Here is a 20,219-nt window from a genome sequence, read left to right on the forward strand (position 1 = left end):
ATGTAGCGATAGAAGGTTTAAAACTTGCTCCGGCTCCTTCGGGAGCCGAGCTGGAACTCTAAGTAAAATATGTTATATTAAATTGTTGGAATAGGTTACCACAAAAATCGAGCCATGTCAACAAAAAAGTTTTGAGAACACGCTGATTTCGGCAGCTTGCAAGAAAAAGAAAGGGGAACTTTGGCAAAAAGAGAGAGGACTGGACGGTGCCAGCCCTCTTGACAAGTTTTTTAAATCAGAAACAGGTTATCGTACCATACTCTCAAACCGTTTCTGCAAGCGTTCAAACGTTTCGTCATCCACGGTCAGAAAGGTTCGCAGCGACCGCAAATTCAAACGGTGATTCGGCATGAGCTTCAATTCGGTATGTTGAACATCTGATGCATCTGTGAACACTGGCCGACCGCATAGTATTATTCTACTTTTATCATACGGTAGCCCACACCAATATGTGTTTGGATGTATTGCGGGGACTCCTCTGTTGGCTCCAGCTTTTTCCGCAGTGTTGCCATAAATACCCGCAGGGAAGCCACATCGTTATCCCAACTGCGGCCCCAGATATTTTGTGTGATAAAGGTATGGGTCAGTACCTTGCCGACATTCTTGGACAGCAGACACAACAGCTTATACTCCATGGGTGTCAGGTGAAGTTCGTTTTCATCCAGATAAGCGCATCCCCCGACATAATCCACTTTCAACTTACCATTCACAAATACAGAACTGGCAGTAAACATCTCTGCCGTCATCAGAGAGAGTCTTCGCTGCGTCACCCGAAGTCGAGCCAATAATTCTTCAACAGAAAAAGGTTTTGTCAGATAATCGTCAGCTCCGGCATCCAATGCATGAATCTTGTCATTATCTTCACTTCTGGCGCTAATTACAATGATGGGGGCATTGGACCAGGAGCGTACCGTTTGAATGACTTGAACGCCATCCATATCCGGCAAGCCCAAATCCAGCAAGATGATTTCAGGATTGTGCGATGTGGCCTCCATAATGGCTGTCGAGCCACTGGGCGCTACCACATAACGATAATCATTTGTTTTCAATGTGGTTGTAATGAGATTTCGTATAGATGGGTCATCCTCAACCACTAAGATCAAAGGTTTATTCATGAAGTTCTACCTTCCCGGCGGGTAATGTAAATGTGAACACAGTGCCATTTGGCTGATTGTCTGATACGGAAATCGTGCCGCCGTGGGCGGTCACAATGGACTTACAGAGGGACAGCCCCAATCCAAGGCTTCTGCGGCTGTCGACCACTTTATTGGCCCCACTATAAAACATATCGAAAATACGGGGTTTCTGCTCATCGGGAATTCCAGGGCCGTTGTCGGAAACGGAAACCGTGACCCATTGCTCTTTTTGATCGGTATGTATTTCAATTACTGAACCGACAGGGGTATATTTGATGGCGTTGTCAACCAAATTGATAATCACCTGAACGATCAGCTTCGCATCAATGTGGGCAAGGATAAAGTCATTCCCGCTGGTCACACGAATGGTGTGTTCTTTACTCTTTCTGTTGATGTGCTTCAGTGCTTCAGAAACGACCTCATCCATGAGTTCGATACTCCGAGTTAGATTGACCTGTCCGCCCTCAATTCGTGTGACTGCCAACAGGTTTTCAACGAGATTGATCAGCCACATGGAATCGTCATAAATATCGGTAAAGGTCTGCTCCCGCAATGCATCATCCATCTTTTTATAATTTGCAAGCAAATTGTCTGCGCTGCCAGAAATCGCTGTCAAAGGGGTTCGAAGATCATGAGAGATTGCCCGCAGCAGGTTAGCACGAAGCTGTTCATTTTGCGCCAGAACAGCCGCTTCCTCTTTTTCTTTGGCGTTTTTGATGTTTTCAAGTGCCAAAGCGCACTCGCCCAGAATAGAGAGGAGTACGCTGTTTTCGAAAGAGTCCAGCGGAATACCGTTCACTGCAATACCAGCCACTCCATATACATGCTGGTTGACCCGAATCGCAAGGTATAAACACTTTGCACTGGATAATGTATCTGTTGTGGCACCGGCGTGTTTATTGTTTCGGAAGACCCAATCGGCGACTGCTTTCTCGTTCTCAGAAATTAAATCTTCCTGAATGCTATTAACAGCACGAAAAACGTTAGGGGTGGCAAGTTCTTTACCATCAGACAGGTAGACGACAGTATCTTTTTTCAGCAGCTTCATGAGCTGCCCTGCCGTAGCGGTGATTACCGCATTCTCATCCTGCTCTTTTTGCAGAAGCTGGTTGGTTTCAAAAAGAATCTTTGTACGGTAAGCTGTATGGGCAGATTGTTTCGCATTTTCTTTCAGCCGGGTAGCGAGAGATCCGGAAAGCAGCGTTACTATAAACATAATGGTAAAGGTAACAATATAGTTCGGATCGTCAAAATGGAATGTCAGTCTCGGAGTGGTAAAAAAGAAATTGAAAACCAGCACACTGACAACCGAGGTCAGAATCCCGCACAGTCGGTTGGTTGTGATTACAGCGGCCACAAGTACGCCTAATATGTAAACTGCGATAATATTACTCTCCGTGAACCCAAGAGCGTCAAAGCCACAGCCAATTAGTGTAGCTGCCAGCAATACGACTATACTCTTCAGAACATCACGCAGGGGCATCGCATCTGCCTGCGCCTTACTCTTTTTTTCCTGATAGCTGGTTCCTGTGCTGGCATCCGGTATCACATGAATATCCAGATTAGGTGCGCTGGAAATCAGGCGTTCCGTCAAGGTGGGCTTGCTGAAAATATTCTTTCGTGCAATGGTACTTCGTCCAATTACGATTTTTGAGATGCCGGAAAGACGGGCAAATTCCGCAATCTGATAAGGCACGTCATCGCCATAACTTGTCTCAATCGCAGCGCCAAGTTGCTGGGCCAGACGCTTATTATCCTGCAAACGCTTTTTATCATCGTCACTCATCGCCGCTGTATTTGGCGTTTCCACATAAAGAGCGGTAAATGTTCCCCGAAAGGCTCTTGCCATCCTTGCAGCAGTCCGAATGATTTTTGCGTTGGATGGCGACGAGGAAAGACATGCCAGAATGCGCTCGTCTGTATGGTAATCGCCTCGGCTCTGTACTCTGGCGCTTTCCGTCAGCAAGTTCACCCGGTCAGCGCACCGACGGAGGGCGATTTCCCGCAATGCGGTGAGATTTTCCAGCGTGAAAAAATTAACTGTTGCCCGCTGCGCCTGATCTTCCCGGTACACATTTCCACTTGCCAGTCGTTCCAGCAACTCCGCAGGCTCAATATCCACCAGTTCTACCTGATCTGCTTGATCAAAGGTGGAATCCGGAATGCGTTCCCGCACAAGAATTCCGGTGATAGAGGCTACTGTATCGTTGAGACTCTCGATATGTTGGACATTTACAGTCGTATAGACATCAATTCCAGTATTTAGCAGTTCCTGAATATCCTGATACCGCTTCGTGTGCCGACTGCTTTCGGCGTTGGTATGGGCCAACTCATCCACCAGTATGAGCTGGGGATTTCGCTTGAGCGCAGCATCAAGATCAAATTCACGAAGGGTCATTCCTTCGTAAGCAACTTGTTTCACAGGAAGCTGCTCCAAGCCGTCCAGAAGTGCCATCGTCTGGGGTCGGGCATGGGGTTCTATGTATCCAGCAACCACATCGATGCCACGCTCCTTAGCCTGATGAGCCGCCTGAAGCATGGCATAGGTCTTTCCGACACCTGCGGCATAACCGAAAAAGATTTTGAGTTTTCCGCTTTTCTTAGTGGATGCATCGTTACGGATCGCATGAAGAAGCTGATCCGGATCTTGTCTTGGCAGTTCCATTTTAACCCTCCTATCAAAGAAATCTTCCGACCGGAAATCATTGCAAAGGATGCGGCTATGGTAATAACCCCCATACCTGCAATCCTCCTTTATACCCCTTTATGTGCCCTTAATTATAAATCAAAGGGAGTAAAGAAGGTAAAAGAGAATGCGTATCTGCATTAAAATCGTCTAAAGATGCAGGACTTATTCTTTTTTATCACGAGCTTGTGCCAGAAATTCAATCAGCCGTTTCCTTGTCATAATCCCGCATAGAGCATTCCGGCCATCAACGATGGGGACAAAATTCTGATTCAGCATTGCAGTTACAACCTGCTCGGAATCTGCATCTATTTGTAACGCAGGGCAAAAATCTCTGCGAACAATGCTGCCAAGTCGGTATCCCTCCTGTACTTTCAAGTCTGTTGTCTGGCAAGCAAGAAGGTGGCGGAGGAAATCTCCCTCCGTCACGCTTCCAATATACTGTTCCTGATCATTCAGTACCGGGACAGCGGTATAGCCATGTACCATAAACCGTTCCAATCCCTGACGAATCGTATCCTTTTCATAAAGAAATACAGTGGAGATTTTGGGAATCATGATTTTAGCTATGTTCATTTCACTTCTCCAGAATACCGTCCAGCATCAGATTGACTTCCAGCACATTGACAGTCTCTTCACCAAAGATGCCAAGGAATCGTCCGTCGGTGCAGTTTTGGATGATCTCACGCACTTCATCTTCGGTCATATCATTTGCCTTTGCAATGCGCACTACCTGATATTCCGCTGCTGCCGGGGAAATATGGGGATCAAGCCCACTGCCGGAACAAGTAACCAGGTCCACCGGAATGGCCGTTTCGTCCATGTCCGGATCGGCAGCCCGGAGCTTTTCTACCCGCTCCGCCACGAGCTGTGCATACTCCTCGCTTGCCGGAGAGAGGTTGGAGGGGGCGGCGTACATCAGTGCCTTTCCGTTTTCATCGGTATAGGTGGAAACATCAATATTCATAATGCGCCCCCACATATGGGCTTCATCTGTATATTGCTGCCCAAGTAATTCACAGCCATATTTTTTCCCGTCTACTTCAATGATGCTTCCGTTTGCATTATCCGGGAAAATAAGCTGAGCAATTCCTGTGACAACACCCGTATAGATTACGCCGCACAGCAGCGTAAAGATTAAAAAGATCATACCTGCCTTTGGCAGTACACTTTTCATTGTTTTCATAATATATACCCCCTTATCCGAAGATTGTGAGAAAAATTTTCTGAAGCAATTCCGGCTCCCACAGGGCGAAACGCAGCGTACTCGCACATAGGACGGCTAAGGTCATGCCAAGAATTCCTTCAAAATACGAGATTGTTTTCTTTGTTATCGCATTCATATTTTGTCTCCTCCTTATACCAGGCCGGTAAACACCAGCAGAACATCGATCAGTTTCACAAAGATAAAGGGAGCCGCCAGACCGCCCAGACCATAAACCAGCAGGTTCCGTGACAGCAGCTTTCCGGCAGAGACCTCACGGTATTTCACACCTTTCAGTGCCAACGGAATGAGCGCGATAATGATGAGTGCATTATAAATAATCGCAGAGAGGACAGCGCTTTGCGGGGAATGCAGCCCCATAATATTCAGAGCAGACAGTCCCGGATAAAGTCCCATAAACAGCGCCGGAATAATGGCAAAGTATTTTGCCACATCGTTGGCAATGGAGAAGGTAGTCAGGCTGCCTCGTGTCATCAAAAGCTGTTTGCCGATGCGAACAATGTCGATCAGTTTTGTGGGTGAAGAGTCCAGATCCACCATGTTACCTGCTTCTTTTGCTGCCTGTGTGCCGCTGTTCATGGCAACTGCAACATCTGCTTGTGCCAAAGCCGGAGCGTCGTTGGTGCCGTCGCCTGTCATGGCGACCAAATGACCCTTGGCCTGAAAATCACGAATCATTGCCAGCTTTCCTTCCGGCGTTGCTTCCGCAAGGAAGTCATCCACACCGGCCTCGGCAGCAATGGCCGAAGCAGTAATCGGATTGTCGCCGGTGATCATAATGGTCTTGATGCCCATTTTCCGCAGATCTGCAAATTTCTCCTTCACACCTTGCTTGATAATATCCTTCAGATAGATAACGCCGAGAATCTTGTGGTTCTTAGCCACAACCAGAGGTGTGCCGCCCTTGGACGCAATAGACTTGACAACTCGATCACAGTCCGGAGAATACATTCCGCCTGCATGGGTCACATAACTCTGCATGGCATCTGCTGCGCCTTTTCGGATTTCGTTCCCGTCAAAGTCGACGCCACTCATACGGGTCACGGCAGTAAATGGAACAAAGTGCATATTCTTGTCCTGAAGGCTTCTGCCACGAATTCCAAACTGCTCCTTTGCCAGCACAACAACGCTTCTGCCCTCGGGGGTTTCATCGGCCAGAGAAGAAAGCTGAGCGGCGTCCGCCAGTTCCTGAATATCAACACCATCTACCGGAATGAACTCCGATGCCTGTCGATTGCCCAAGGTGATTGTTCCGGTTTTGTCAAGCATCAGAATGTCTACATCACCGGCGGCTTCAATGGCGCGTCCACTCATGGCCAGAACATTTGCCTGGTTCAGTCGGGACATACCGGCAATACCGATGGCAGAAAGCAAGGCACCAATGGTAGTAGGCGCAAGGCACACCAACAGCGCTACCAGAGTTGTTACAGAGGTGGGATTCTCAATTCCCGCCAGCTTTGCAGAAAAAATGGAATAAGTGTAGAGGGAGACTGTTACTAAAATAAAGATGATGGACAAGGCTACCAGAAAAATCTGCAAAGCAATTTCGTTGGGCGTCTTTTTCCGGGCAGCACCTTCTACCATCGCAATCATCTTGTCCAGAAAGCTCTCTCCGGCTTCGTTGGCCACTCTGACAACGATCCAGTCCGACAGTACAGTGGTGCCGCCGGTCACAGCGCTGCGGTCGCCGCCTGCCTCACGAATTACAGGAGCGGATTCGCCGGTGATGGCGCTTTCATCCACAGATGCCGCCCCTTCTACGACTTCGCCGTCTGCCGGAATCTGCTCTCCGGCTTTGACGATCACCAGTTCCCCCTTTTTCAGCAGGGCGGAGGGAACCACGGTCACGCTGTCCTTCTCCGAGACAGAGGGGATCTTATGCGCGTCCACGTCCTTACGGGATGCCCGGAGAGAATCAGCCTGTGCCTTGCCTCGGCCTTCTGCAATGGCCACGGCAAAATTGGCAAATAGCACGGTAAACCAAAGGATAATGGCAATCGCCAGTGTATATCCGCTTGGAGCGTCTTTTAACCCGAACAGGGATACCACCCAAAGAATGCTGGTCAAAATAGCAGCCACAAAAACCAGAAACATGACCGGATTTTTTGCCTGTGTTTTCGGGCTCAATTTCACAAAAGAATCTTTAATTGCTCTGCCGAGCATTTTCCGGTCGGCAAAAGCAGTTTTCTGTTTTGTACTCATATCTGTAACCCTCCGTTACGCAATGCTTCCAAAGAACTCAGCAAGTGGACCAAGAGCAAGCGCCGGGAAGAAGCTCAGCGCACCGATCAGCAATACCACAACGATCAGCAGGAAAACAAACATTCCATTTGTGGTAGACAAGGTGCCCGCAGTCGTGGCAATTTTCTTTTTCCCAGCCAGGCTGCCTGCGATTGCAAGTGTGCCGATGATGGGCAGGAACCGGGCAAAGAGCATCACCAGTCCCAGACTTACATTCAGAAATACGGTATTCGCATTGAAACCGGCAAAGGCAGAGCCGTTATTGCCGCCACAGGATGAGTAGGTATACAGCATCTCAGAGAAACCGTGGGCACCGCCGTTATGCAGGCTATCCATGACAGAGGGTACTACGGCGGCAAGGCCGCTGCCGACCAGAATTGCAATGGGTGTTGCAAGGCAAACCAGTACCGACCATTTCATCTCATAAGGCTCAATTTTCTTGCCAAGGAATTCCGGTGTACGGCCTACCATCAGACCGGCAATGAACACCGTCAGAATAGCAAAAGCAAGCATACCGTAAAGGCCGCAGCCCACGCCGCCGAAAATAACCTCGCCGAGCTGCATCAGCAGCATAGTCACCATACCGGCAAGCGGCGTGTAGCTGTCATGCATGGAGTTTACAGAGCCGTTGGAGGCTGCTGTGGTGAAAGCTGCCCATGTAGAGGACCCTGCAATGCCAAAGCGAGTCTCCTTGCCCTCCATATTGCCGCCTGCCTGTTCGGCCATTGACATATTGACTGCGCCGTTTTGTGCAAGCTGGGGGGTGCCAACCTGTTCAGTGACGGCGATACAGCTCAAGGCAACAACCAGACAGAGAAACATTGCCATAAAGATTGCAATACCCTGCCTCTTGTTCTTTACCGCAGAACCGAATGTGAAACACAGTGCCGCCGGAATCAGTAGAATGGAAATCATTTCGATCAGATTGGTAAAGGCATTGGGATTTTCCAAAGGATGTGCGGAGTTGACGCCCATATAACCGCCGCCGTTGGTGCCGGTCTGTTTGATTGCGACCTGGCTGGCCGCAGGACCCATCGGTACGAACTGCTCGGTGACGATCTGTGCATCCGAAACGATTTCGCCATCTACAGTGACGGTTTCGGTGTCTAAGTCAATTACCGCATCCTCAAGGATTTCGCCTTCTGCACTGACGGCAATCGGTTCTACAAGGGATACTGTTTCTGCACTTTTCAGGTTCTGGATCACGCCGCCGCCTACCAGCAACAGAGAAATGACCAGATTCAGCGGGAGTAGGATGTGAACCACAATGCGGGTCAAGTCCACCCAAAAGCTTCCCAACCCGGAGGATTTCACCTTGATAAAGCCACGGATCAATGCAAATAGAACGGCGATACCTGTAGCTGCGGAAACAAAGTTCTGAACAGTCAGACCTAAAGCCTGAGTGAGATAACTCAATGTGGATTCACCGGAATATGCCTGCCAGTTTGTATTGGTAATGAAACTTGCAGAAGTGTTAAATGCCAAATCCCATTTCACACCGGAAAGATTCTGCGGGTTTCCGGGAAGAACTCCCTGCAGAAGTTGAAGCAGGAACAGAAAAACAAGCCCGATACCGGAAAAAATCATTACACTTACCGCATATTTTTTCCATGTCATCTGTTCTTCTCTGTCTACACGCGTAACCTTGTAAATCAGGTTTTCGCACGGTGTCAGAACTTTGGACAAAAAAGTTTTCTCGCCGCTCATGACGTTTTTTATGTATGCGCCCAGCGGAATTGCCAAAACAACCAGAATGGCAAGGTATAAAACATACTGAATCATGGCGCTCATGCCTGATCATCTCCCTTCATTAAAATATAGACATACCACAGCAGCATTGCTGCCGCACATACACCTATGAGTGCAATTAGCATTTGCATAAGATTCATCCTCCTTTTTTGCTGTCCCCAATATCATAAAACCTTTCCTCTAAAAATGGCATTAGTGATCTTTTGTGTGTTTAAAGATGAAATAAAGATTACAACCAACCCAAAAGCCATGCCATAGGAAAGGCGATAACGATCGTACTGATACAGACACACGCCAAAACCAGTAATGGCATTCCAACAAAGATGGAGATGGAGCCAAGTAGCGGATGATGCCAAATAAAACGCTCCGCTTTTGCGTCAAATCTCTGTTCAAATCTTCTCGCCGCATTTGTAATGCTCATAATTGTTCACCTCATTTCTTTCTTGCAAGGCCATAATACCGCTAAAAGTATTAAGAGGGGAAAAGGGTCCTGCAATCGAAACAAAGATTGTATAAGACTTTGTCGCTCCAGAAAGTGATCTTACGGCTTTGTTCAAGCCTTGTGCGCTTTTGTCTGAAATCCGTCACGCTTTATAACGAGTCGTGATCCTTCAGGGTTTTGCTGCCAAATAGATGTCAAAACAGCAGTATAGCCCGGATGGAGGCGCTGTCGATAAAATAAAAAAAGTGAACCCTCTGGGTATTTCTACCCAGAAAAGTCCACATAGAAAGAGCTGCTTTGGATTTATAAGAGATCGCAGTTGTCCAAATCCCTGCCATGAATCGTAGTTGTGGATGTACATTTGATGCTCGGTCTGAACAGGCTAGATTGCAGCTGTCATTTTGGGCTCGAACCCGACCGATTTCCCGGCTTTGCATAAAAATCCGATACCTGTTTTAAGGGGTTGATTTTGGCTCTGCACATTTTTGCACACCGGAACGGCTGGATAACGGATGCAAGAGGGAACAACAGGTGCAAAGAATGCAGCGGATGCAAAACTCAAATTTACGGCAAAACGATAAAAATAACGAATTCACGCAATTTTGAAAATTGACGATTGTTGCACGTTGGTTTCTCTTAATCAGTGGGCCCAGGGTTCGAGTCCCTGGAGGTGCACCACAACAACAAAATCCGAACTTTTTTCCAATAGGAGAAGGGTTCGGATTTTTTGTATTCTTTGGAAAACAGAACGAATCCCTTGCTTCCATCGAAAAACGTCCCAGACCTTATCATAAGAAAGCACGACAGACCACGGTGAGAGTGCCGTAAGGCGGAAAGGACACAAACATGAAGTACGATGCAAGAACCTGCCATTTCAATATGGATACCGGCTGCGTGGAGCTGCTGCTCCGGGATGGGAGAATGATCTCCATCGACTGCACCGGGGTCGAGGATGCACTGGATGTGACCATGGCGCAGAGGTCAGAGTTGGATTATCTCATCTACAATGACCCACTGGGCTATGCCGATTTAATTCTAAACGGTGACCCGGAGGAATATTTGAAAAACGTAACTGGGAGCCATGGGTTAGAAGATTAAACGCAAACAAAAAACAGGGTGCGCCCCTGAATGAACAGCACCCCATTTGTCCGACAGTATTCGGTCTGACAAATGGGGTGTTTTTATATGTCGGAAAAACGAAAGGCGTATAGCGGAGAATGAGAGCAATTTTTATAGTGCAAAATGCTTTGCACGATAGTCCCGTGGGCTGATGCCATATACATTTTTGAACGCACGGGAAAAGTGAAGCTGATTGGGATAGCTGACCATGGTGCTGATGGTGCTGATGGGCAGGCGGCTTTCGGTCAGCAGCTGTGCCGCCCGTGCCATGCGGTAGTGCAGCAGGAACCCCTGCGGGCTTTCGCCCATGGTATCCCGGAACACCTTGCTGAAATAGCTGCGGTTCAGTCCGCAGAAGGAGGAGATATCCTCGATGGAAATATCTTCGCTGTAATGCTGCTCGATGAAGGACAGAGCCTCTTTCATATAGAAGTCCCGCAGGCGGCGGGGACTTTGTGCCTGATGGGAGGCAGAGGACTGTACAAGCTGATCCAGAAACAGAAAGCCGTAGCCGATCTGGCGCATGGGGCTGTCCTGACTGTGATTTACAAGAAAGAGCATCTGCTCTTGCAGCAGCTGTCCGGCTTTGGTGCTCGCAGGCGAGTACACCGGGTTCTGTCCGCTGATGCCTGCAAGGTTCAGGGCTTCGTGGGCACGCAGACCGTCAAACTCGATCCATGTGTATTCCCACGGCTCCTGTTCATCGGCACGGTAGGTGGTGACCTGACCGGGAGCAATCAGAAAACCATGCCCGCCCTCGATGGTGTATTCCTGCTCGTTTGCAAGCAGAAGCCCTTTGCCGGAGATGACATAGTGGAACAGATAGTGGTTGCGGGCATAGGGACCATAGGAGTGCAGAGGCTCTGTCTGCTCCCAGCCATATTGGTATAAGTTGAGATCGACGAATCGCTCATCCTGAAACACATGGAACCTGCATTTTGTTTCCGTTGATACGTTTCTTTTTGTACATTCTTGCATACAAGATGCCTCCTGTCCGCTTTTTCTTATTATATACCAAAATGCGTGATAACTTCAACATAATTCGTAGTATTCCTTCAAATTGAGATATAACAAGTCGCATTTTTGCATTTACGAAACCACCGGCAGATAGTATAATAATGACACAACAAGAGAAAAGAAACTGTGCAATGTGATGATGCACAAAATTTTCTCGCTGCTTTTGTAAGAGCTGACAAAAGCAAGAAAATCGACCCGGCCGGTGCGACACCATACGAAGATCACCCTACGGAATAAGGACTTTGGAGGAGAACAAAAATGAAGATCTCTCGCAGACAATTCGTAAAGGCAATGGCGGCAATGAGCGCCGCATCCATGCTGGCAGCCTGCGGCGGCAACAGCGGCAGCGGTTCTTCCGGCGGCAAGAAGGCACTGACCTTCCAGATCTGGGACGTTGCACAGAAGGAGGGCATGGAGGCTATGTGTGCGGCCTACACCCAGCAGCACCCGGAGGTCAGCATTGAGGTGCAGGTCACCAGCTGGAACGAATACTGGACCAAGCTGGAGGCTGCAGCCACCAGCAACCAGATGCCGGATATTTTCTGGATGCACACCAATGAAATTCTGAAGTACGCTGACAATGGAATGCTGGCAGATTGCTCCGATATTGTGGAAAAGGACAAGTTCTCGGAGATCTCGCTGTCCAACGCCATGGGCTCCAACGGTACCCTGTATGCAGTCCCCAAGGACAAGGACACGGTCGGTCTGGTGTATAACAAGGAGATGTTCGATGCTGCCGGTGTAGCTTACCCGGACGAGAGCTGGACTTGGGACGATCTGGTCAGCGCATCCGAGAAGATCTACGCTGCCACCGGCAAGTACGGCTATATGGCATACGCCGATGACCAGCTTGGCTACTGGAACTTTGTGTATCAGGCCGGCGGCTACATCCTGAACGAGGACAAGACCAAGGCGGGCTTTACCCAGCCTGCCACCGAAAAGGCAATGAAGTTCTACATCGGTCTCCAGCAGAACGACTGGTGCCCGGACCAGACCTACTTTGCTGAGACCGCTCCCGGCACTGCATTCTTCTCCGAGAAGGGTGCAATGTTCCTGGAAGGCGACTGGAACATCCTTGCCGAGCTGCAGAACTACCCCGAAATGGTGGGCAAGTGGGATGTGGCGGTTCTGCCCAAGTGCCCCGACCCGGAAAGCGGAGACGGCCGTGCGACCATCTCCAACGGTCTGTGCTACGCTACTGCTGCCAGCAACAAGAATCTGGATACCGTGAAGGATATCCTGAAGTTCTTCGGCAGCGAGGAGGGTCAGCGCATTCAGGGCGAAAGCGGCGCGGCCATCCCTGCCTATCAGGGTCTGGAGGATACATGGGCAGGCTGCTTTGCAGAGTATCCCATCAATATCCAGTGCTTCATTGAGATGTTTGAGTACAGCATCCAGAGCGTCAACAACGCCTCTCGCCCGGAGTGGAAGAGCAAGGTCAATGATGAGCTGCTGAAGATCTACGCAGGTACCGAGGATCTCGAAACCGGCCTGCAGAAGATGCAGGACATCGTGGATCAGGCCAGTGCGGGCTGAAAATGCAGCTTGGGAGGAACCAAATGAAAAGCACATCAAAGCTGGGCCGGGATGGGCGTTTCTGGGGGCTGGTCATGATAGCTCCCACCATCATCGGTCTGATGATCCTGAATATCATCCCCTTCTTCCAGACCATCTACATGAGCTTTTCCAAGACGAAAGCCTTTGGAGCCTATCAGTTCTGCGGTCTGGAAAACTACCTTGAAATGTTCCGCAATGCGGAATTCTGGAAGGCAAACTGGAACTCCATCTACTTCTGCATCCTCACTGTGCCGGTGGGCGTTTTTCTGGCGCTGATCGTGGCAGTGCTGCTGAACGCAAAGATCAAGGGCAAGACCGCCTTCCGCGCCATCTTCTTCCTGCCCATGGTGGTGGCTCCTGCTGCGGTGGCAATGGTCTGGAAGTGGATCTTCAATGCGGAGTACGGCATTCTGAATCAGGTCCTTGGCGCGAATATCCGCTGGCTGACCAACCCCAAGATCGTTCTGGTCACCTGTGCCATCGTTGCCATCTGGAGCTCCATCGGCTACGACGCCGTGCTGCTGCTGTCCGGCATCCAGAACATTTCCCAGTCCCTGTACGAAGCCGCCGAGCTGGACGGCGCATCCAAGATCCGCCAGTTCTTCAGCATTACGCTGCCCATGGTGTCGCCCACCCTGTTTGTGGTGCTCATTATGCGGCTGATGGCTTCCCTGAAGGTCTACGATCTGATCTACATGATGGTGGAGCAGACGAACCCTGCGCTGACCAGCGCACAGAGCCTGATGTACCTGTTCTACCGCGAGAGCTTTGTTGCCGGCAATAAGGGCTACGCATCGGCCATTGTGGTGTGGACCGTGCTGCTGATCGGTCTGGTCACCCTGGTGCAGTTCATCGGTCAGAAGAAGTGGGTCAATTACGAGGTGTAAACTATGAATGCCAGTCTGAAAACCAGAAAGAATGTCGTAACGTTCTTTACCTATCTGGTCTTGATCCTCGGCAGCATCAGCATGATCTTCCCTTTTGTATGGATGGTGCTCACCAGCTTCAAGACGCAGGCCGAGTCTATGGCGATCCCGCCGCAGATCCTGCCCTCCCATTGGAATCTGGACAGCTTTGTCAAGGCATTGCAGAGCCTGCCCTTTACCAACCTCTACGTCAATACAGGTCTGCTGATCCTGTTCCGTGTGATCTTTGCGGTGGTGTTCAGCTCCATGGCAGGCTATGCCTTTGCCAAACTGGAATTCCCCTGCAAAAAGCTGCTGTTCGGTCTGGTGCTGATCCAGATGATGCTGCCGAGCCAGATCTTCATTATTCCGCAGTACCAGATGCTGGCAAAGATGGGAGCCACCAACTCCATTTTCGCGCTGGTGTTCCCCGGTCTGGTCAGCGCTTTCGGCACCTTCTTTTTGCGGCAGGCGTATCTGGGCATCCCCAACGAGATCGCAGAGGCGGCGTATCTGGACGGCTGCAACAAGTGGCAGACCTTCGTCAAGGTCATGCTGCCGCTGACCGGCCCCAGCATGGCGGCACTGGCCATCTTTACGGCGGTGTTCGCTTATGCCGACCTGATGTGGCCGCTGATCTGCAACACCGATCTGAACATGATGACCCTGTCTGCCGGCCTTTCCACCCTGAACGGTCAGTACACCACCAACTTCCCGGTGCTGATGGCAGGCAGCCTGCTGGCCATGATCCCCATGGTGATCTTGTACCTGATCTTCCAAAAGCAGTTTATTCAGGGCATTGCCATGACCGGCGGTAAATAAGCAATTCACATTTCTCCTTCATCATAGCCGACAGGCGGGTAGCCGTTCCCATACGACCGCCTGCCTGTCGGCGTTTTTGTTGGAAATAATTCTTTGAGGTGTTGAACCAATGAGCATTCGATTTGATTCCGAGACCCGCGTTTTTGCGTTGGAGACCGCCCATACCAGCTACCACATGAAGGTGGATGCGCTGGGGCATCTTCTGCACCTGTATTATGGTAAAAAAATCGGTACAGGCGATCTGATGCAGCTGTATCCCCGCACAGACCGGGGATTCTCGCCGGATTACTACGCTTACCGCACCCACCGGGGCATTTCCCCGGATCTGCTCCCGCAGGAGTATACCGGCTGCAACGTGGGTGATTTCCGCATCTCCTGTCTGACAGTCGCAGACGAAAAAGGCGCATTCGGTGCGGATTTCACCTATGTTGATCATACAATAGAATCCGGCAAATACTCCCTGACCGGTCTGCCCTGTGCCCACGCAGAGGAAAACGATGCCGAGACCCTGATCGTCCGAATGCAGGACGAGACCACCGGTCTGACGCTGGAACTGCTGTACGGCGTGTTTGCACAGCAGGATGTCATCACCCGTGCGGCGCGGCTGACAAACCACGGAGATACCCCGCTGCGGCTGGACAAGGCGGCATCTGCCTGTCTGGATCTGCCCTTTGGCAGATGGGATCTGCTGCATTTCCACGGCAGACACGCTATGGAACGGCAGCTGGAGCGGGAAGCTGTGGGCACCAATATCCAGACCATTTCTTCGGTGCGGGGCAGCTCCAGCCACCACAATAATCCCTTCCTGATCCTCTGCCAGCAGGATGCAACAGAGACCAGCGGTGCCTGCTACGGGGTGATGATGGTCTATTCCGGCAGCTACCAGATGGACGTGGAGCGCTCTCAGACCGGGCTTGTCCGGGTAGTGAGCGGCATTCAGGAGGAGCGCTTTGCATGGAACCTGAAGCCGGGCGAGACCTTTGACACCCCGGAGGTGATCCTTTCCTTTGCGGCAGAGGGTCTGACCCCGCTTTCCCAGCAGTACCACCGCTTTTTGCGGCGCAACATCTGCCGCGGCCCGTGGAAGGACAAACGCCGCCCGGTGCTGATCAACAACTGGGAGGCCACCTATTTTGATTTCAACACCGAAAAGATCGTAAAGATTGCTGAAAAAGCGGCCTCTCTCGGTGTGGAGATGATGGTGCTGGACGATGGCTGGTTCGGCACCCGGAATGACGACAATCAGGGGCTGGGCGACTGGATCGTGAACTGCGAAAAGCTGCCCGGCGGACTGGATCCGCTGATCGGGCAGATCAATGCGCTGGGCATGAAATTCGGCCTGTGGATCGAGCCGGAAATGGTCAACGAGAACTCCAATTTGTACCGCACCCACCCGGACTGGGCGCTGACCCTGCCCGGACGCAAGCCCGCCATGGGGCGCAACCAGCTGGTGCTGGATCTTGCCCGCCCGGAGGTGGTGGACTATCTGGCAGGGGTTATCGGCAAGCTGCTGCGGGAGCATCACATTGAGTATATCAAGTGGGATATGAACCGCAGCATGAGCGATGTGTACAGCCGTGCTTTCCCTGCCGAACAGCAGGGTGAAATCATGCACCGCTATATGCTGGGCGTTTATGCGCTGGCAGAGCGGCTGACGCAGGGCTTCCCGGAGGTGCTGTTCGAGGGCTGCGCAGGCGGCGGCGGACGCTTTGATGCCGGAATGCTGTGCTACTATCCCCAGATCTGGTGTAGTGATGATACCGATGCCATTGAACGGCTGACGATCCAGCACGGCACCTCCTTTGGCTATCCGGTCTGCACCATGGGTGCCCATGTTTCTGCCTGCCCCAACCACCAGACCGGCCGCACGACCCCCATTGACACCCGCGCGGTGGTGGCTATGAGCGGCACCTTTGGCTACGAGCTGGATCTGGGCAAATTGAAGCGCGCCGAGTGCACCGCAGTGAAAAATCAGATCAAGCGGTTCAAGAGGCTGAACGACCTGATCCGTACCGGCGATTATTACCGGCTGACCGACCCGGCAGAAAACACCTATTTCACGGCATGGCAGTTTGCCGCAGAGGACGGCAGCGAGGCGCTGCTGAATCTGGTGGTGACCCATCCGCAGGCGAATCCATTGCCCATCCACCTGTGCTTCCGTGGGCTGGAAGAAAATGCTGTGTATGAACTGGACGGCATCGACTATTTCGGCTCTCAGTATGCCCACGACGTAGAGGACGGCATTCACAAGGGGATGCGGTTCAGCGGCAGCACGCTGCTGTATGCGGGGCTTGTCCTGCCGCAGCTGTTTGGCGATTACCCCAGCGTGCAGCTTCATCTTACACGAAAAGGATAAAAGGATATGAAGGATCAAACTGCATTTTCCACCCGCTTTGCCCGCCATAAGGACGAGCTGGAATGGCTGTTCATGGAACTGTACCACAACCGGGAAGGGCTGGAAGTTCTGGAGCGGGAGATGGCAGAAGCCTACAACGCCCGCAGCGCCGAGCTGAAAGCACTGGACAAGGCACGCTCTGCCGATCCGGAGTGGTACAAGCGGGGCAATATGTTCGGCATGACCATGTACACCGACCTCTTTGCCGGAAATTTGAAAGAGCTGGCAAAGAAGCTGCCCTACCTGAAAGAACAGAAGCTGACCTATCTGCACCTGATGCCCCTGCTGCAGATGCCCCACCCCCACAACGATGGCGGCTATGCGGTGGAGGATTTCGATACCGTAGACCCGACTCTCGGCACCAACAAGGATCTGGAAAACCTGACCCGTGAATTGCGCAAGGCGGGCATCAGCCTGTGTCTGGATTTTGTCATGAACCACACCGCCAGCACCCACCGTTGGGCGATGGCGGCAAAGGCGGGCGACCCGTGGTTTCAGGCCTATTACCACCTCTACGAGGACCGCACCATCCCCGACCAGTACGAGCAGACCGTGCCCCAGGTGTTCCCCAACACCGCGCCCGGCAACTTTACCTGGTGCGAGGAGATGCACAAGTGGGTGCTGACCACCTTCCACGACTATCAGTGGGACCTGAACTACGCAAACCCGGCAGTGTTCGTGGACATGACCAAGAGCATTCTGCACCTTGCAAATCTGGGTGTAGAGGTGTTCCGCATTGATGCGGTACCCTATATCTGGAAGCAGCTGGGCACCACCTGCCGCAATCTGCCGCAGGTACACACCATCGTGCGGATGCTCCGCATGGTGCTGGAATGCGTCTGCCCGGCGGTCATCCTCAAGGGCGAGGTGGTCATGGCTCCCAAGGAGCTGGCGGCTTATTTCGGTACCCCGGAAAAACCGGAATGCCACATGCTCTACAACGTGTCCACCATGGTCAACCTGTGGGGTGCCCTTGCCAGCCGGGACACCCGGCTGCTGAAAGCGCAGCTGGATGCCCTGCACGCCCTGCCGGATAACTGCTGGTTCGTGAACTATCTGCGCTGCCACGACGACATCGGCTGGGGTCTGGACGAAGCGGTGGAAAACCGGCTGGGCATCGACCCGCAGAAACATAAAGAATATCTGTACCACTTCTACGAGGGCAATTTCCCCGGAAGCTGGGCAAAGGGCGAGCTGTACAATTACGACCCTGCCACCGGCGATGCCCGGAGCTGCGGCACCACCGCCAGCCTGTGCGGCGTGGAACAGGCCCTGGAAAAGAACGACAAGATCGCACTGGACTACGCCGTAAAGCGTGACCTTTTGCTGCACACTGCCATGGCCTTTTTGCAGGGCTTCCCCATGCTGAACTGTGGCGATGAAATTGCGCAACTCAATGGCTGGGATTACAAAAACGACCCTGACCGTGTGGAAGACAGCCGCAATTTGCATCGCAGCAAATTCAACTGGGAGAACGCAAAGCAGCGCACCCGGAAGGGCACGCTGCAAAACGCCTTGTGGCAGGGCATGGAGCAGCTGCGCCAAATGCGGGCAGACCCCTGCTTTGCCCCGGATGCATGGGTGACCACATGGGACAGCCACAATCCCGGTGTGCTGGCGCTGGTGCGCAAGCGCGGCGAGGAAACGCTGGTGGGACTGTTCAACTTTACCGAGTACCCGGCAGGGGCAAGTCTGGATGCTCTGGGCGGCGAGTATCACACCCCGGAGGGCACTTCCGTCTGGCTGGCGGATGTGGAGCTGGAACCCTATCAGGCGCTGATGGTACGCCGCTGAAAGGAGCAGCCATGGATATTGTAACGATCGGTGAAGTTTTGATCGACCTGACCCAGACCGGCAAGGATGAAAAAGGCATCCCTCAGTTTGCCGCAAACCCCGGCGGTGCCCCGGCAAATCTGGCGGTAGCTGCCGCCCGGCTGGGCGCACAGACCGCCTTTATCGGCAAGGTGGGGGCAGATGCCTTTGGCCGCTACCTGAAAGAGGTTCTGGCAGAAAACAAGGTGGACGTTTCCGGCATGGCGGTGGATGCAGACCACCCCACCACCGTGGCAGTTGTGTCGGTGGATGCCACCGGCGAGCGGGATTTCAGCTTCTACCGCAGTGCCAATGCCGATGTGATGCTGTGCAAAGAGGATATTTCGGAGGGCGCTCTGAAAGCTGCGAAAATCGTCCACTTCGGCTCTGTCAGCCTGACCGCTGACCCCTCCCGCACCGCTACGCTGGATGCTGCTGCCCGTGCCAAAAAGCTGGGTGCTGTCATTACTTATGACCCCAACTATCGCGCAAACCTCTGGAAAGATAAAGAGGATGCCATCGCTCAGATGAAAGCCCCTCTGCCGCTGGTGGATATCCTGAAAGTTTCCGACGAGGAGCTGCCCCTGCTCACCGGAACCACCGACTGCGAAAGCGGCACGGCACAGCTGGCACAGAACGGCATCCGACTGATTTTTGTCACCTTGGGTGCAAACGGCGTGTTCTACCGTTTTGGGGAGAAAACTGGTCATGTGGCAGGCGTCCCCTGCAAGGTGGGCGACACCAACGGCGCAGGCGACACCTTCTTTGGGGCGGCTCTGTCCAAACTCTGCAAGGAGGAGCTGGACACCCTGACGGTGGACAAACTGGAAAGCATTCTGGCCTTTGCCAATAAAGCTGCCAGCATCACCACCAGCCGCCACGGTGCGATCCCTGCCATGCCTGCATTGGAAGAAATCGAAAAATAACAGAACCGGCCACCAACCTGTAGCAAATCATACAGGCTGGTGGCTGGTTGGCGCTATGATACCCAAAGTATAACAGGAAAACCGCAGACAGTACGGATGAAAAATCGTGAAGCAAGATGAATTTTTTGGATTATCATAAATAGCACGACTTTTTGACCGGCAACACAAATTTTTGCACCCTTATTCC

15 protein-coding genes are annotated in these 20,219 nt (G+C 51.9%); 7 read left to right on the top strand and 8 right to left on the bottom strand.

Annotated elements, in window-relative coordinates:
- Positions 1-413: 413 nt before the first annotated feature.
- The 7 genes from J3353_RS11820 to J3353_RS11850 all read right to left on the bottom strand — a co-directional run bounded on the left by J3353_RS11820 (position 414) and on the right by J3353_RS11850 (position 9,458).
- Positions 414-1,115, bottom strand: coding sequence for a response regulator transcription factor (locus J3353_RS11820; protein ID WP_207684902.1), 702 nt, complete (start codon positions 1,113-1,115; stop codon positions 414-416).
- A complete protein-coding gene (locus J3353_RS11825) occupies positions 1,108-3,801 on the bottom strand; it encodes a sensor histidine kinase KdpD (RefSeq protein WP_207684903.1) in 2,694 nt (897 codons plus the stop codon). Before J3353_RS11825 ends, J3353_RS11820 begins: the two co-directional genes overlap by 8 nt.
- Positions 3,802-3,987: 186 nt before the next feature.
- On the bottom strand, positions 3,988-4,398 hold the full coding sequence (locus J3353_RS11830; RefSeq protein ID WP_207684904.1) for a CBS domain-containing protein: 411 nt from the start codon (positions 4,396-4,398) through the stop codon (positions 3,988-3,990).
- Between the two features lies 1 nt (position 4,399).
- Complete coding sequence (gene kdpC, locus J3353_RS11835; RefSeq protein ID WP_207684905.1) at positions 4,400-5,008, bottom strand: potassium-transporting ATPase subunit KdpC; 609 nt, start codon at positions 5,006-5,008, stop codon at positions 4,400-4,402.
- 171 nt (positions 5,009-5,179) lie between these two features.
- Positions 5,180-7,249, bottom strand: a complete 2,070-nt coding sequence (gene kdpB, locus J3353_RS11840) for a potassium-transporting ATPase subunit KdpB (RefSeq protein WP_207684906.1) — start codon at positions 7,247-7,249, stop codon at positions 5,180-5,182.
- A 15-nt stretch (positions 7,250-7,264) separates the two neighbouring features.
- Positions 7,265-9,079: a potassium-transporting ATPase subunit KdpA gene (gene kdpA / locus J3353_RS11845; RefSeq protein WP_207684907.1), complete on the bottom strand. Its 1,815-nt coding sequence runs from the start codon at positions 9,077-9,079 to the stop codon at positions 7,265-7,267.
- A gap of 187 nt (positions 9,080-9,266) precedes the next feature.
- On the bottom strand, positions 9,267-9,458 hold the full coding sequence (locus J3353_RS11850) for a hypothetical protein (protein ID WP_097771706.1): 192 nt from the start codon (positions 9,456-9,458) through the stop codon (positions 9,267-9,269).
- An 867-nt stretch (positions 9,459-10,325) separates the two neighbouring features.
- Between J3353_RS11850 and J3353_RS11855 the strand changes: the two genes are divergently transcribed.
- Positions 10,326-10,577, top strand: a complete 252-nt coding sequence (locus J3353_RS11855) for a DUF6061 family protein (protein ID WP_097771704.1) — start codon at positions 10,326-10,328, stop codon at positions 10,575-10,577.
- 132 nt (positions 10,578-10,709) lie between these two features.
- Here J3353_RS11855 and J3353_RS11860 read toward each other — a convergent pair whose 3' ends face one another.
- A complete protein-coding gene (locus J3353_RS11860) occupies positions 10,710-11,576 on the bottom strand; it encodes an AraC family transcriptional regulator (protein ID WP_097771703.1) in 867 nt (288 codons plus the stop codon).
- Between the two features lie 297 nt (positions 11,577-11,873).
- Between J3353_RS11860 and J3353_RS11865 the strand changes: the two genes are divergently transcribed.
- From J3353_RS11865 to J3353_RS11890, 6 genes are all read left to right on the top strand, one after another.
- On the top strand, positions 11,874-13,151 hold the full coding sequence (locus J3353_RS11865; protein ID WP_207684908.1) for a sugar ABC transporter substrate-binding protein: 1,278 nt from the start codon (positions 11,874-11,876) through the stop codon (positions 13,149-13,151).
- A gap of 23 nt (positions 13,152-13,174) precedes the next feature.
- The gene (locus J3353_RS11870) at positions 13,175-14,059 is read left to right on the top strand and encodes a carbohydrate ABC transporter permease (RefSeq protein ID WP_207684909.1); all 885 of its coding nucleotides are present in this window, start codon (positions 13,175-13,177) and stop codon (positions 14,057-14,059) included.
- A gap of 3 nt (positions 14,060-14,062) precedes the next feature.
- On the top strand, positions 14,063-14,899 hold the full coding sequence (locus J3353_RS11875) for a carbohydrate ABC transporter permease (protein ID WP_117506307.1): 837 nt from the start codon (positions 14,063-14,065) through the stop codon (positions 14,897-14,899).
- A gap of 109 nt (positions 14,900-15,008) precedes the next feature.
- Complete coding sequence (locus J3353_RS11880) at positions 15,009-17,255, top strand: alpha-galactosidase (RefSeq protein WP_207684910.1); 2,247 nt, start codon at positions 15,009-15,011, stop codon at positions 17,253-17,255.
- Positions 17,256-17,261: 6 nt separating this feature from the next.
- A complete protein-coding gene (locus J3353_RS11885) occupies positions 17,262-19,088 on the top strand; it encodes an amylosucrase (protein ID WP_207684911.1) in 1,827 nt (608 codons plus the stop codon).
- A gap of 11 nt (positions 19,089-19,099) precedes the next feature.
- Positions 19,100-20,032, top strand: coding sequence for a carbohydrate kinase (locus J3353_RS11890; RefSeq protein ID WP_207684912.1), 933 nt, complete (start codon positions 19,100-19,102; stop codon positions 20,030-20,032).
- Positions 20,033-20,219: the final 187 nt, after the last annotated feature.

Origin of the sequence: Faecalibacterium sp. Marseille-Q4137 (assembly GCF_017377535.1) — a bacterium.
In the GTDB taxonomy this organism is placed as follows: domain Bacteria; phylum Bacillota; class Clostridia; order Oscillospirales; family Ruminococcaceae; genus Faecalibacterium; species Faecalibacterium duncaniae.